The organism is Hymenobacter roseosalivarius DSM 11622, assembly GCF_900176135.1.
GTDB classification, from domain to species: Bacteria; Bacteroidota; Bacteroidia; order Cytophagales; family Hymenobacteraceae; genus Hymenobacter; species Hymenobacter roseosalivarius.
This window is the reverse complement of sequence record NZ_FWWW01000070.1, coordinates 36326-51348: the sequence shown is the minus strand read 5'-3', so window position 1 is coordinate 51348 and position 15023 is coordinate 36326. Positions and strand designations below refer to the sequence as shown.

General features: G+C 55.1%; 7 protein-coding genes. All 7 read left to right on the top strand.

The window, feature by feature from the left end; all coding sequences use genetic code 11:
* Positions 1-189: 189 nt before the first annotated feature.
* The 7 genes from tatA (at position 190) to sov (ending at position 14918) form a co-directional block, all read left to right on the top strand.
* Positions 190-411, top strand: a complete 222-nt coding sequence (gene tatA, locus B9A24_RS11060) for a twin-arginine translocase TatA/TatE family subunit (protein ID WP_084445656.1) — start codon at positions 190-192, stop codon at positions 409-411.
* A gap of 10 nt (positions 412-421) precedes the next feature.
* Positions 422-823, top strand: a complete 402-nt coding sequence (locus tag B9A24_RS23085; RefSeq protein WP_084445653.1) for a Sec-independent protein translocase subunit TatA/TatB — start codon at positions 422-424, stop codon at positions 821-823.
* A 13-nt stretch (positions 824-836) separates the two neighbouring features.
* On the top strand, positions 837-2276 hold the full coding sequence (gatA, locus tag B9A24_RS11050; RefSeq protein ID WP_084445650.1) for an Asp-tRNA(Asn)/Glu-tRNA(Gln) amidotransferase subunit GatA: 1440 nt from the start codon (positions 837-839) through the stop codon (positions 2274-2276).
* On the top strand, positions 2276-4318 hold the full coding sequence (locus B9A24_RS11045; RefSeq protein WP_084445647.1) for a lytic transglycosylase domain-containing protein: 2043 nt from the start codon (positions 2276-2278) through the stop codon (positions 4316-4318). Before gatA ends, B9A24_RS11045 begins: the two co-directional genes overlap by 1 nt.
* Before the next feature lie 166 nt (positions 4319-4484).
* Entirely contained in the window at positions 4485-6755 is a 2271-nt protein-coding gene (locus B9A24_RS11040) for an NADP-dependent malic enzyme (RefSeq protein WP_200813909.1), read from the top strand.
* Positions 6756-6828: 73 nt separating this feature from the next.
* Positions 6829-7434 (top strand): Holliday junction branch migration protein RuvA, encoded by a 606-nt coding sequence (gene ruvA / locus B9A24_RS11035; RefSeq protein WP_084445643.1) that lies wholly within the window; start codon positions 6829-6831, stop codon positions 7432-7434.
* A gap of 191 nt (positions 7435-7625) precedes the next feature.
* Positions 7626-14918, top strand: a complete 7293-nt coding sequence (gene sov, locus B9A24_RS11030; RefSeq protein WP_234997201.1) for a T9SS outer membrane translocon Sov/SprA — start codon at positions 7626-7628, stop codon at positions 14916-14918.
* Positions 14919-15023 lie beyond the last annotated feature (105 nt).

The following is a 15023-nucleotide window of genomic DNA, read 5'->3' as shown; positions in this document are numbered from 1 at the left end:
AAGTTCTACTACGGCAAAAACACAGGTAATGGATTCAGGGTTGTTCGAGTAGACCACCCATCTGTTCTCAAACTAAGGTGTCTATCCGCTGCAATTTTTAAAATTAACTGGTACCTTTACCAATCCTGTCGCGTATCGACTTGCGTATACTTGGTTTGTTTCTCCCAAACGGCCTGAGCGCCTCCCATTATGACATTTGGTTCGCTTTTCCTGATTGGCAACTTCGGTACGACCGAAATATTGCTGATCTTATTCGTCATTATCCTACTCTTCGGGGCCCGCAAGATCCCGGAGTTGGCCAAAGGCCTTGGCAAAGGCATTCGTGAGTTTAAGGATGCTACCAAAGAAGATAAGCCCGAGTTTCGGGACCGGCCGGTGAATCCAAACGATCCTACCAACCCACGACTGTAAGCATTAAGCCATGAGTACTCCTCTCTTCCTGTTCTTGGGCGACCTTGGCGGCGGCGAAATCATGCTGATTTTGGTCGTCATTCTCATCTTCTTCGGTGCCAATAAAATTCCAGAGCTGGCGCGTGGCTTGGGTAAGGGCATACGTGAGTTTAAGGATGCATCCAGTGAAATCCGCAGTGAGATTGAAAACGCGGGTCTGCCCAAACAGAACCAGCCTTATCAGCAGCCCACTGCCTATACTGCTCCTACCTATGACACGCCAGTACAGCAGTCTACTCTGGAGCAGTCCACTATAACATCCGTATCGTCGACTGAGCCGATTGCAGAAACGACATTAGCACCGCCTATGGATGGTGGAATTGCCCCCCAGCCCACTCCCGAGCGGTCTCGCCTCGACCAGTCAGCCAATTGATTGCCCGCATCCCTTGAGACGTTTTAATTCACTTACCGAAGTTCACGACGAGCTGACGGCAGGCACTACCACCTGTCGTCAGCTCGTGGAGTATTATCTGAACAACATTCAGAAGCAAAGCCACCTCAATGCCTTTCTGGAGGTGTTCACTGAGGAGGCGCTAGCCCAGGCTGACGCTGTAGATGCCAAGCTAGCTGCTGGTACGGCTGGTAAGCTAGCCGGGATGGTTATTGGCCTGAAGGACGTGCTGGCGTACAAAGACCACTCGCTCCAATCCAGCAGCCATATTCTCGACGGGTTTAAGTCGCTTTACACCGGTACGGCCGTACAGCGCCTGATCGACGCGGATGCCATCATTATCGGCCGGCAAAACTGCGATGAGTTTGCTATGGGTGCCTCCAACGAGACGTCCTATTTTGGCCCCGCCCGCAATGCCATCGACCCCGACCGGGTACCCGGTGGCTCTTCCGGTGGCTCCGCCGTGGCTGTACAGGCCGATCTTTGCCTGGCTTCCATTGGCTCCGATACGGGTGGCTCTGTACGGCAGCCGGCGGCATTCTGTGGCATAGTGGGTTTTAAGCCGACTTACTCCCGAATTTCCCGCTATGGGTTGGTTGCCTATGCCTCTTCCTTTGATCAGATTGGCACGCTAACCAACTCTGTCGACGACGCGGCCTTGCTGCTGGAGGTAATGGCCGGCCCCGATAATTTCGATAGCACCGTCAGCCAGCAGTCTGTTCCGGCGTACAGTGAGCTACTAGAACCTGCTCCTCATGTACGGATTGGTTACATCCGCGACTGCATGGAGAGTCCAGGCTTGAATCCGGAGATAAAGGCAGCCACTGAAACTGCGCTTGACGTACTGCGCGGGCAAGGGCATGTGGTTGAGGCCGTTGACTTCCCCTATCTCGATTATATCGTTCCTTCTTACTATATCCTGACAACGGCGGAAGCCAGCTCCAACCTGAGCCGTTACGACGGAGTGAAGTTTGGATACCGCGCTCCAGACGCGACAGATTTGGAGTCGCTGTACAAAAAAACCCGGGCACAAGGGTTTGGCCCTGAGGTACAACGCCGTATCTTGCTGGGAACCTTTGTATTATCAGCTGATTATTACGACGCCTACTATACTAAAGCGCAGCGGGTCCGGCGTTTGATCAAGGAGAAAACGGACGAGCTGCTGCGTCAGTACGATTTTCTGGTGCTTCCGACCACGCCTACCACGGCGTTCCGGATTGGGGAGAACGAGAAGGATACGCTAGCTATGTACCTGGCTGACATTTTCACGGTACAAGCTTCGCTGGCCGGCGTGCCAGCGATATCGGTACCGGCCGGGCATGACGCGGCGGGGTTGCCCATTGGGCTGCAAATTCTAAGCGGAGCTTTCCGTGAAGAGCATCTACTGGCCTTCGCCAAATCTGTAACGGAATCGCTCACGCCTGTTTTGCCCTGATGAAAAAATCGTTGTTGCGCACTGCCGTCCTTTTTCTGCTGACCCTTGCTGTTGCCCGCCCAGCGGCGGCCCAAAAGCACGCTAATCCGAAACCGGACCTGCGGCGCGCCAACGACGACACGACCCGCGTGTCCATCGAGCTGCTGCCCGATACGCTTGCCTTTATCGAGTCAGTGCTACCCGATACAGCACGGCTCCGCTGGCTACAAATGCCCCCCGCCGTCCGCGACTTGGTTGCGGACCGTATCGGCTGTCTTGAGACGGACGTACCGCATCTTTTCAATAGCTCTGTAATGAGCTTCGTGGACTATTTTACGGTTCGCAACCGAAAGTATACCCAGCGCATTCTGGAGCGTCAGAACCTTTACTTCCCCTTGTTTGAGAAGTATCTGGCGAAATATAATCTACCACAGGACCTGAAATACTTGGCCGTGGTAGAATCGTCTTTACTACCGCAGGCCAAATCACGGGTGGGGGCCTTGGGCCTGTGGCAATTCATGGGACCCACGGCCAGCGACCTGCGGCTCGTGCGCAATGAATACGTTGATGAGCGCATGGACCCGGAGAAATCGACGGAAGCAGCCTGCAAGTACCTGCGCGACTTGTACCGCATGTTTGGCGACTGGGAGTTAGTGTTAGCCGCCTATAACTACGGCTCGGGCAACATCCGCAGGGCCATTGCGAAAGCTGGTGGCAAGCGGGATTTCTGGGCCATCTATCCTTATCTGCCCAAAGAGACGCGCAATTATGTGCCCACGTTTACGGCTACATTTTACACCTTGCAATACGCTCGTGAGCATAAGCTGCACTCCGATTCGCTGCGGTATCAGTATGCTGAGCCTATGGATACATTGCTCATCTCTGGTCGGTCGCTGGATTTGCGCAAGTTTTCGGCGCAGTTTGGGCTCGACTCGGCAGCTATTTCGCACCATAATCCTGAGCTACGCAAGCCTTATATCCCCGAAACGCTCCGCAATTATTCCCTTAAGGTACCCGTGCGGGTGCGGCAGGAGCTTGCGGCCCAGGACCGGAATCTATTCCTGGATTTTTGCAAAGTATCTGTACCTCCCCCCTCTCCGCTTGCACCACGCCTGCCTGATTTTCAAGGGTTCAACTTCACTTCTAGGGCTGTAGCAGCAACTAACAGCCGTGCACCAGCAGCCGAGCCACACTTCCGCAAAGTAAGTCATACTGTTAAGCGCGGAGAGACCGTGCGAGGCATAGCAGCCCGCTACGATGTAACGCCCGCTCAGCTGGCCGGCTGGAATAGCTTGCAGCGCGGCAAAGCGTTGGTGCCTAAGCGACAGCTGGTCGTTCTGATTCCAATAATTGAAAAGGCCGCACCCAGCAAAAAAATGGTGGTGGCTAACAGGCTGACTGTACCAGAAAAGCTGCCGTTAGTAGGTGTAAAAACAGCCCCCACGGTAGTTAAGGCTTCGCCCGCAAAAATACCCCAAGCAGAAGAAGATAGAGAGGATACAACCCCGGCTGAAGTAGCTATACTAGAGCAAGTTGCAGCAACTCCAAGCAATAAGGTGGTTGCGGTAAAGCCAGTAGCTGCTACTGCCACAGCTGATGCGGGAATAGTGGCTAGCGGCACTACGTTTGATGCTACCGCAGAAATAGCGCAGGACAGCTTACCCACGGAATACATCGTGCGGAAAGGTGATTTTCTGGAAAAGCTGGCTCGCACTAATGGGGTAAGCGTGGCGCAGCTAATGGCCTGGAATCAGCTTAAATCAGTTGGCTTATCACCGGGTCAGAAGCTGGTTTTCTATATACCGGCTAACGTGGAAGGAGTAGCGCAGAATGCCCCCCGGTCCACCGAGGAGCCAATTCAGCGTGTAGCCTCAACCCAACCTAGCCCTAAAGAATCTCCCAGCCGGGCCGCCATAAAAAAGGTGCATCTGGTGCAGCCCGGTGATACGCTCTACAACATCTCGCGCCGCTACGAGGGCGTAACAGTAGACCAGCTGCGCAAGCTCAACAACCTGAAGTCAGACGCGGTGAAGCCCGGCCAACAGCTGATTGTAGCCCGGTGAGGGTTGTAATATTATAGTCGCATTATTCAAAAAAGCCCCCCAGACCCTGCGCTGGGGGGCTTTTTTGAATATAGTTGTCTTACCTCAACTTTGATTCCGGGCAAATTCGCCCCAACTTGCTTATTGGTTGCCCCGCCCTACACCTCTCACCCGACCTCCTTTGGTAATGCTGAAAATCAACAAACAGGAAGCCCTCGATTACCATTCCCGTACCCCAGCGGGTAAGATTGAAGTAGTACCTACCAAGCCACTTAGTACCCAACTCGATCTGGCCTTGGCTTATTCACCTGGTGTAGCCGAGCCTTGCCTGGCCATTGCCGCTAATAAGGAAGACGTCTATAAATACACGGCCAAAGGCAACCTGGTAGGCGTCATCTCCAATGGTACGGCAGTGCTGGGTTTGGGTAATATCGGGCCTGATGCGTCCAAGCCCGTGATGGAGGGTAAAGGCGTGCTGTTCAAGAAGTTCGCCGGTATTGACTGCTTTGATATCGAGATTGACGCCACAGACCCCGATGAGTTTATTCGCATCGTAAAATCCCTGGAGCCCACGTTTGGCGGCATCAACTTAGAGGATATCAAAGCGCCGGAGTGCTTTCGGATTGAGACGGAGTTGCGGGAGAAAATGAATATCCCGCTTATGCACGACGACCAACACGGCACGGCCATCATTTCGTCGGCCGCGCTGCTGAATGCGCTGGAGGTCGTGGGCAAAAAAATTGAAGAAATTAAGCTGGTCGTAAGTGGCGCTGGGGCAGCAGCTATATCGTGTCTGCGGTTATACCTGGCGCTCGGACTCAAGGTCGAAAACGTAGTAGTGTTTGATATCAAGGGCGTTATCAACGCGGAGCGTACCGATCTGGCCGATTTGCAGATGCAGTTTGCTACGCAACGCCCTGTAACTGCTCTGGCCGAAGCGCTGGAGGGAGCCGATGTATTTCTGGGCTTGTCGGCGGCTAACGTGCTGCCGCCCGAGCTGCTGCTGCGCATGGCCGACAATCCTATCGTATTTGCGTTAGCCAACCCAAACCCGGAGATTGAGTACGAAGTAGCCATGGCTACCCGGCCCGATCTGATTATGGCCACTGGCCGCTCCGACCATCCTAATCAGGTGAACAACGTGCTGGGCTTCCCCTACATTTTCCGGGGGGCTTTGGACGTGCGTGCTACTGAGATTAACGAAGCCATGAAGCTGGCCGCCGTGCATGCGCTGGCTCACCTGGCCAAGGAGCCCGTGCCGGACATGGTGAATAAAGCGTACGGTGACAATACGCTGGCTTTTGGACGCACTTATTTGATTCCCAAGCCTCTTGATCCTCGCCTGATTACGACCATCTCGCCGGCCGTAGCGCGGGCCGCGATGGAAAGCGGGTCGGCTCGCCAATCCATTACTGATTGGAATGCCTACGAGGATGATTTGCGGGCCCGCCTAGGTGTGAATCAGAAGCTGATGAACCGCATCACCAGCGCAGCCCGCTCTAATCCGAAGCGCGTGGTATTTGCGGAAGCCGATACGTATAAAGTGCTCAAAGCCGCTCAGATTCTGCACGATGAGGGTATTGCCTTTCCTATTCTGCTCGGCAACCGCAAGAAGATTGAGGAGATAGCCCGCGCCAATAGCCTCGATCTGGAAAGCTGTCAAATCATTGATATTCTGGAAGAAGACGAGCAGCGGGCGGAGTTTGCTGAATTGCTGTACCAGAAGCGGAAGCGGCGCGGCATTACACTCTATGAAGGACGACGCCTGCTGCGCGAGCGAAATTACTACGGTGCTATGATGCTCGAAACCGGACAGGCTGATGCTTTTATCACCGGCTTGACCAAGGATTATGGGCAGTCTATCACGCCAGCGTTGCAGGTTATTGGGGTAGAAGATGGCGTGCAGCGCGTAGCGGGCATGTACATTATCCAGCACCGCAAGGGACCGTTCTTCTTTGCTGATACCACCGTAAACATCGACCCCACGGCCGAGGAAATGGTGGATATTATTGGCTTGACGGCGCGGGGCGTCCGCTTTTTCGATACCGAGCCTCGCATTGCGGTGCTCAGCTACTCCAACTTCGGCTCCAATCGGGGCGCATTGCCTGATAAAGCACGCTTAGCTACTGAGTTAGCTAAGAAGCGCTACCCCGATCTTATTCTGGATGGGGAAATGCAGGCCAACACGGCGTTGAACCCCCAGCTATTGCGCGAGCATTATCCCTTCTCAGAGCTGGCAGAACAAGGGGCCAATACCCTCATTTTTCCTAATGTGGTATCGGGTAACATTGCCTATAAAGTGCTGCAGGAAATAGGAGGCGCGGAAGTAATCGGGCCGGTACTGATGGGCATGCGCAAGCCTGTACACGTTTTGCAGCTTGGTGCTTCGGTACGCGAAATAGTGAATATGACAGCTATAGCCATTGTTGACGCCCAGACTTATAACAAGCCGCTATAAGACCTTAAAAGAACGTCATGCTGACGAAGGAAGCATGACGTTCCTATAAAAACTAAAACTCAATTCTTTCCCTATGATTGCCTACCTCGACGGTACCCTCGCCTACAAAGACCCCGCTTTAGCTATTATGGATGTGAGCGGTGTGGGCTATGAAGTAAGGATTTCATTGGCTACTTACTCAAAGCTGCCAGCCGAAGGCGAAAAAGCTAAAATTTATACTTACCAGCACATCAAGGAAGACGGTCAGAACCTTTACGGCTTCCTCGATCCGAATGAAAAAGTGCTGTTTATGCTGCTCATTTCGGTGTCGGGGATTGGGCCGGGCACGGGCATCGTGATGGTATCGAGCATGGGCGTGGGCGCTATCCGGCAGGCCATCATTCAGGAGGATGTGCGCTCCATTCAAAGCATCAAGGGAGTAGGCCCAAAAACCGCTCAACGGGTAGTATTAGAGCTAAAAGATAAGCTTCGGAAGGATGAGTTATTGGCCAAAGCCGGCATCGATACCGTACCGCTGGCGCGGGCACACAATACCAACCGCAGCGAAGCGTTAGCCGCTCTAGTCACGTTGGGATTTGCCCGGTCGGCGGCGGAAAAAACGCTGGAGACCATTCAGCACCGTCACGGTAATGACCTGAGCGTGGAGGAATTGATTAAATTTGCCTTGAAGTCGAATTAGGTTTACTCTCCGGCTGCTAGCCCGCCCGTCTTTCTTAGTCTCCCTTGACCCACGGTAAGAAGTCTCTCGCCGCCTCTATAGTCGTTGTCGCATCCTTGCTGACTTGGTTATCGCAGGCTGAACCCACCGGAGCCCACCCATTTGCCCTACGCCAGTTGTGGAGCTGGCTGCCAGTGGCTAGCCGGCCGGCTTTGGCTATAGTCCCCGATACACCCCGCACCGTTCTGCCCGATACGAGTATCTACCGCTCCAGTCGGCGGCCCAAAATTGCCCCCCAGGACCGTATTGGCTCCCCCCTCTCGCCCCAGCGCCGTCGGTCACCTTTGCTACTGGATTTGCCCCCCAACGTGAATGTGGAGGTGACGCCCGACGACAGCCTTCGGAACTATAATATCCGGGAGAGCATCGGCTCAGATATTGATTTTCGTGACCCCACGCGGGTCAGTTTTGAAGAGTACTCGCGCTATCAGCAGCAGCGAGTGGTGCGCGACTATTTCCGCACGCGCTCGGCGGGCTTGGATGGAGAAAGTGTAACCGGCTCGCGCCGCCTTATTCCGCGCATCTACCTGGGCCCTGTCGCTGACCGCATTTTTGGCGGCAGCTACGTGGACATCAAGCCCCAGGGCGCCGTGACCTTGCGGGCGGGGGCGCGTTTTAACCGCAACCGCAACCCCGCGCTTACCCTGCGTCAGCAGCGCGTGGGTGACTTTGAGTACGATCAGAACCTGAACCTGAATGTGACGGGGCAGATTGGGGAAAAGATGCGCCTCACGTTTAACTACGACACCAAAGCGGCCTTCGATTTCGAGAATAACATGAAGCTCGACTATACGGGCTACGAAACCGATATTATCCGCAAGGTGGAGCTGGGCAACGTGAGCTTGCCGTTGAACAACTCCCTGGTGCAGGGGGGGCAAAATTTGTTTGGTATCAAGACCCAGCTGCAGTTTGGTAAGCTGGGCATTACGGCCGTGGCCAGTACTCTGCGCGGCACCGCCGATGAGGTGCGGGTGCAAAATGGCGCTCAGAGCCGCATATTCGAGTTCAAAGCCAGCCAATACGAGCGCGACCGACACTTTTTCCTGTCACATTTTTTCCGCGAGCGCTACGATGCGGCCCTGCGCAACCTGCCTACGGTACAGTCGGGTATAGAAATCCGGCGCCTGGAGGTGTACGTGACCAACGATAACCGCACCACGGATAACCTGCGCAACATAGTGACGTTGATGGACTTAGCGGAGCCTTTCCGCGTGTATCGGTCACAGTTCCAGAATCCCAGCCCGCGGGTTATAGCCACCAACAATGCCAACCCGGAGTTTGGCCGCGTGCTGGAAAATGCCCCCCAGGCCCGCAACGAGCTGACCGTGGATAATTACCTGGCGAATACGGCCGGGCTGAACCTGGTAAAAACCGTGGACTTTGAGCGGGTTCGCGCCCGCAAGCTCGACCCACGCGAGTACACCTTTAATGTTCAGCTTGGCTACCTAAGTCTGAACACGGCCTTGTTGCCCGAGCAGGTATTGGGGGTGTCGTATGAATATTTGTACAACGGCGAGGTGTACAAAGTGGGCGAATTGGTGGAAGACTACGCCAACGTACGGCAGGATGAGGTGATTTTCCTCAAAATGCTGAAGGCCACCAACCCCGGCGTGGGCCTGGCCGATCCGGCCGCGAATCCGAGCAACCCGAACCTAGCCAGCGGCAACCTGCCTACCTGGGATTTGATGATGAAAAACATCTATCCGCTCAACGCCAGCCAACTCAACCGCGACAACTTCCAGCTTCAGGTAGTTTACAAAGATGACCAGACGGGCGTCGACTTGATTTCGCTTAAGGAAGGCGAGCGGATTGCCAATCGGCCCTTGATTGAGGTGCTCAACCTTGACAACGTAAACCCAAACAACGACCGCAACCCCGACGGCAACTTTGACTTTTTCCCCGGCATTACCATCGACCCGGAACAAGGCAAGATCATCTTCCCGGTGGTGGAACCGTTTGGCAGTTTTTTACGCGCCCAGTTCACAGCCACCGAGACGGCCCTGATTGACAAATACGTGTACAATGAGCTGTACACCCAGACGCAGAGTGATGCCCAGCAGGTGCAGGTGAAGGATAAGTTCTTCCTCAAGGGGCGTTTTCAAGCTACCGCCACCGACGAAATTGCTTTGCCCGGTATTCGGGTGGCCCCCGGCTCAGTACGGGTGCGCTCGGGTAGCACCTTGCTGGAAGAAGGCCGCGATTATCAGGTTTTCTATGATCAGGCCAAGGTTAAAATTCTCAATCCTAGTTACCTGAATTCCGCTAACGAGTTGCGGGTAGAGTTTGAGAAGGACGCCGTAGTGCAGATTCAGCCGCGCCGGTTGGTGGGTGCCCGCTTTGATTATCGCCTGAACCAGGACATAAACTTTGGTGCCACGGTGCTGCATTTGCGCGAAAATCAGGCACCCGGCATCAACCGCGTCAGTATCGGCGATGAGCCAGGCAACAACACCATCTACGGCCTCGACGTGAACATGCGCCGCGATTCGCGGGTGCTGACCAAATATCTGGATATGCTGCCGCTGATAGCCACGAAGGAGCCTTCCTCGGTAGCGTTCAGCGGGGAGTTTGCCCGATTGGTGCCAGGCCGCTCACAGCTAGGCCGTGGCGAGAACGGCGTTTCTTATATCGACGACTTCGAAACAGCGCGTACCCCCTATTCGCTAGGGGGCCTGAACGCAACCACAGCCTGGCGGCTGGCTTCTACCCCGTTGCCTTTGCAGGGGGCAAATCCGGAGGGGCTCTCGTCGGCGTATCGTCGGGCGAAGCTGGCCTGGTACACTATTGATCAGACTTATTACACGAACGGGCAAAGCAAGCCGCAGAATATTTCCAGCAGCGACCCAAGCCTGAGCAACCATTACACTCGTGGTATCGAGCGTAGCGAGATTTTCCCCAACCGCGACTTAGGTGCCACCGGCAACAGCTTCGAGTTTAGCTTTGACATGGCGTATTATCCGGGCGAGCGGGGCCAGTATAACTACACGCCGGAAGTATCGGCCACCGACGAGCGTAAGTTTGCCAACCAAGCGCCGGCCGCTAATGCTGCGCGGTATGGTGGCATCAGCCGGGAGATAACCTTCGACACGGACTTTGACAACGCTAACGTAGAGTACATGGAGTTCTGGCTGATGGACCCGTTCATTGCCGGGCCTAACGGACAGATTAACGACTCCGAAAATGCCCCCCAGAATAATACTACCGGCGGTGATCTGTTTCTAAATTTGGGTTCGGTGTCGGAAGACGTGCTCAAGGACGGGCGGCACGAATTTGAGAACGGCCTGCCTGATGGAGCCAGCATTACGGCCGCTGACGCACAGCAGGGTATTTGGGGCCGCGTAACGCGTCAGCAGTTTATTACTGATGCCTTTAGCTCGGCTCCCGGCGGGCGGGCGTTGCAGGATGTTGGGCTTGATGGGTTGAACGATACGGACGAAAGGACCTTCTTCCAGGGGGTATATGCTCAGTTCGATGACCCTTCCGCCGACCGGTTTCGTCACCATCTCGATGGCTACTACAATTCAGGTGGCCGCGACGTGAAGATTCTGGGTCGCTATAAGAACTTCAACGGCATGGAAGGCAACTCCAACGGCGACAGCCAGCAGAGCTCTACCGCTTTCCCCGACAAGGAAGACCTCAACCGCGACAACGCTATTTCGGACCAGGAGCGCTACTACGAGTATCGTATTCGGCTACAGCCGGGGCAGCTAGCGGTAGGCCAGAACTACATCATCGACAAGATCACCACAAAGAGAAACGGCAACGATGTATCGTGGTATCAGTTTCGGGTGCCAGTGCGTCAGTATTCGGCGGTGCGTGGAACTCAGAATGGGCAGCCGTTTGGGTTCAAATCTATCCGCTTCGTACGGATGTACATGACCCAGTGGCAGCAGCCCGCGGTATTGCGCCTGGTGCAGCTCCAATTTGTAGCCAACCAGTGGCGCCGCTTCCTCACGACTATTGCCGAGCCCGGCCGCCCGAACATCAACACTGATACCGATGCCGACGCCTTCGACATCTCCACGGTAAGTCTGGAAGAGAACGGCCTGGCCGCGGGTGCCGACCAGATTCCTTATGTTTTGCCCCCCGGCATCGAGCGTGACCGGGAATACGGCTCCAGCACCGTAAATCGTCAGCAGAACGAGCAGTCGTTGCGCTTGTGCGTGGAAGGTCTGCGCGATGGCTACGGCAAGGCAGCGTACAAGAACATCAGCATCAACATGCTGCGCTATAAGCAACTGCGCTTGTTTCTGCACGCTGAAAGCCAGGACCAGAGCATTCAGGACGGGCAGGTGCGCGGCTTTATTCGCATCGGCACTGACTATACCCAGAACTACTACGAGTACTCCGTACCGCTGAAACTATCGCGCCCCGGCCTCACGGGTCAGCGCGATATCTGGCCCCTGGAAAATGAGGTGCAGCTTTCCTTGCAGCAGTTCATTGATGCCAAAGCGGAGCGTAATGCGGCCAACGTGCCTTTCAATGTACCGTACGTAAAGAATGTCATTGGCCAGAACGGGATAGAAGCTCAAATCACGATTGTGGGCAACCCCGATTTCAGCACGGTGCAGGGGGCAATGATTGGTATACTAAATCCCACCGACGATAATGCCCCCAAGTCGCTCTGCATCTGGGCCGATGAATTCCGGGTGTTTGACTTCGACCGCGAGTCGGGGTACGCGGCCACGGCGCGCTTTAATACCAAGCTGGCCGATCTGGCCAATATCACGGCTACGGGCAGCTTCACGTCGGTGGGCTTTGGCGGCTTACAGGACCGGCCCAGTCAACGCTCTCTGGACAACGTCAGCCGCGGCGACTTGAACGCGACAATAGCGGCCGAGAAGTTCTTCCCTGAGAAGCTGGCCCTGCGCGTGCCCGTGTTGCTGCAGGCCGGCACGGAGAGCCGCGTACCCAAATACGACCCGCTCGACCCGGATACGGAGCTCACGCAGTCGTTGCAAAAGTTTGATAACGCAGAGGAGCGCTCGAAGTACCGCACCGAAGTAATCGACCAAACAACCAGCCGCAGTATCAGCGTGCTGAACGTGCGGAAAGAGCGCACCGACACGGAGCGCAAGGTGCGCCCCTACGATATCGAGAACCTGGCCCTGAGCTATTCGCTCACGGAGCGCGACCACACCGACATCGTAACGGACCGAGAATTTACGCGCACCTACAACGGGGCGCTAGCCTATATCTACCAGACGACGCCCCGCAATTACACGCCCCTGGCTAACATTAAAGCCTTGGACTCGCCGTATCTGAAAATTTTCCAGGAGCTGAATTTCACACCAACTCCCAGCCGTTTCGCCTTCCGTGCCGACCTGGACCGGCGCTATAATGAGCGTTTCCTCCAACGTACGCTGATTCCTGGTCAGGTGCCGACTACAGAAGGGATTCCAGGTGTATTCCTGAAGAGCTTCTTTTTCAACCGGATATATGACTTGAAATGGGACCTGACCAAAAGTCTCATTCTGGACTACACAGCTACGAATCGTGGCGTGATTGACGAAGGGCCGGGCCGTACTCTGGGCGAAAGCCCGGAGGCCCAACGTAACCGGGAGCTACTGCGGCGCAACTTGTTTGAGAGAGGAGGTCGCACCACCAACTTCAATCAGACCGTTGCCCTCACCTACCGACTGCCGCTGGACAAGTTCCCGCTCACTGATTGGCTGACCGCCGATACGCGCTACGAAGCCAACTATACGTGGCAGGCGGCCTCTACCGCGTTGCGGGCGCCGGTCAACCCATCCAACTTCGCCGATACGACGACTATCCCACTCAACTTGGGCAATACCATTCAAAACAACGGCGCTTTTAGCGCCAACGGCCGCATCGATTTGGTAAAGCTGTACAACAAAGTACGCTTCCTGAATATCATCAACAACGCGCCTCCACCCGGAGCCCGCGCCGCTGGCCAAAATGCCCCCCAGCCCGTCAATGGCGCAGTTACTGCTCCCGTCGATTCGGCCAAAGGACCTGAGTTGCGTTTCCTGAAAGCCGTGTTGCGCTCCCTGATGACGGCACGCTCCCTCAACTTCACCTACACGCTCAGCAACGGCACCTTGCTGCCCGGCTATCTGCCCCGAACCAAGTTTTTTGGGTTGAACAGCGACTTCGATGCGCCCGGTGTACCCTTCCTGCTTGGCCGTCAGTACGACCTCGACGCGCTTTATGATCGGGCCGCTAGCCGTGGCTGGTATACCCAGCGTAGCGACCTGCTGAATACTCCGCTCAGCTCCCTGCGAACTGAAAATATCACCCTGCAGACTGCTCTGGAGCCTTTCCGCGACTTCAATATTCGTTTGGATGCTCGTTGGCAGCAAGTAACAAACGAGGACGTCTTCTACCGCCTAGCTGTCGATTCAGTGTCGCTGCTACCCCTTCAGGATACCAACGGTGATTTTACGGGCGAGTTGGCCCGCCGTCGGCGCCTAGGTACGGGCTCCTTCAGCACATCTATTGTTTCGATTCAAACCTTCTTTGGCGACCGGACCGCGAATGGCACCATTTCGAAAGCCTTTAACCGCTTTGTAGAGAACCGGGGGCCAATCCAGGAGCGGCTAACGGCCGCTAACAGCAACGTCGGCACATACGGCTACAATTCGCAGGACGTGCTTTTGCCCGCCTTCCTGGATGCGTACCGTGGCAAGTTATCGAGCAATACGAATGATGGGAAGTTCACCCCTTTCCTCAAAATACCGATACCTAACTGGCGCATCGACTACAATGGTCTGGCTGAGCTAGCTTTCGTAAAGCGTTATTTCCGCTCCATCACCCTGCGACACGCCTACACCTCGGTGTATAGTGTAGGTAGCTACGGCACAGCTAGCCAATATGAGAACAGGCTGGAACCCGAAGATTTGTCCACAGAAATCAACAGGCTGGGGCAGTTTATTCCATATTACGTCATTGGGCAGGTAACTATTGCCGAACGATTGAGTCCGCTGATCGGCGTCGATTTCCAGACGCTGGAGAAAGTTACGGGTCGGGTAGAATACCGCACGGAGCGCGACATTGGCCTGAACACGACCAATGCGCAAATCACGGAGCTGCACACGCAGGAACTGGTGATTGGTTTTGGCTACGTCACGAATGGTCTTAAGCTGCCCTTCGGCTCGGGCAATAATCAGCGCGTGCTCAACAACGAGCTGACGGCCCGCCTCGATCTTTCTATTCGCGAAAACACCACCATTCAGCGTACTATCCTGGATGTGGTGGACCCTGGCACCGGCCAGACTGCTAGCCTGGGCCGCCCGGTTAGCTTGACCACCAATGGCAACCGCCAGGTACAGCTTCGCCCAACCATCGATTATGTGCTCAATCAGCGCCTGAACCTGCAATTCTTCTTTACGCGCAACATCTCAGATCCACGCGTGGAGAATGCCTTCAAAACATCTTCCACCGAGGGCGGCCTGCAATTACGTTACAGCTTGGGGCAATAGCTTACCAAGAGTTAGGGCAATAAATGGCCAGAATGAACACAGAAAATTAGCACTAAAACCATTCTGACCATTTTACTCTTACTTTTGCCGTCTCTACCTCTTCAA

What these genes read in the sequence shown, in the direction of transcription:
- ruvA (WP_084445643.1), top strand. Translation starts at nt 6,829, where the DNA reads ATGATTGCCTACCTCGACGGTACCCTCGCCTACAAAGACCCCGCTTTA.
- tatA (WP_084445656.1), top strand. Translation starts at nt 190, where the DNA reads ATGACATTTGGTTCGCTTTTCCTGATTGGCAACTTCGGTACGACCGAA.
- B9A24_RS11040 (WP_200813909.1), top strand. Translation starts at nt 4,485, where the DNA reads ATGCTGAAAATCAACAAACAGGAAGCCCTCGATTACCATTCCCGTACC.
- B9A24_RS11045 (WP_084445647.1), top strand. Translation starts at nt 2,276, where the DNA reads ATGAAAAAATCGTTGTTGCGCACTGCCGTCCTTTTTCTGCTGACCCTT.
- B9A24_RS23085 (WP_084445653.1), top strand. Translation starts at nt 422, where the DNA reads ATGAGTACTCCTCTCTTCCTGTTCTTGGGCGACCTTGGCGGCGGCGAA.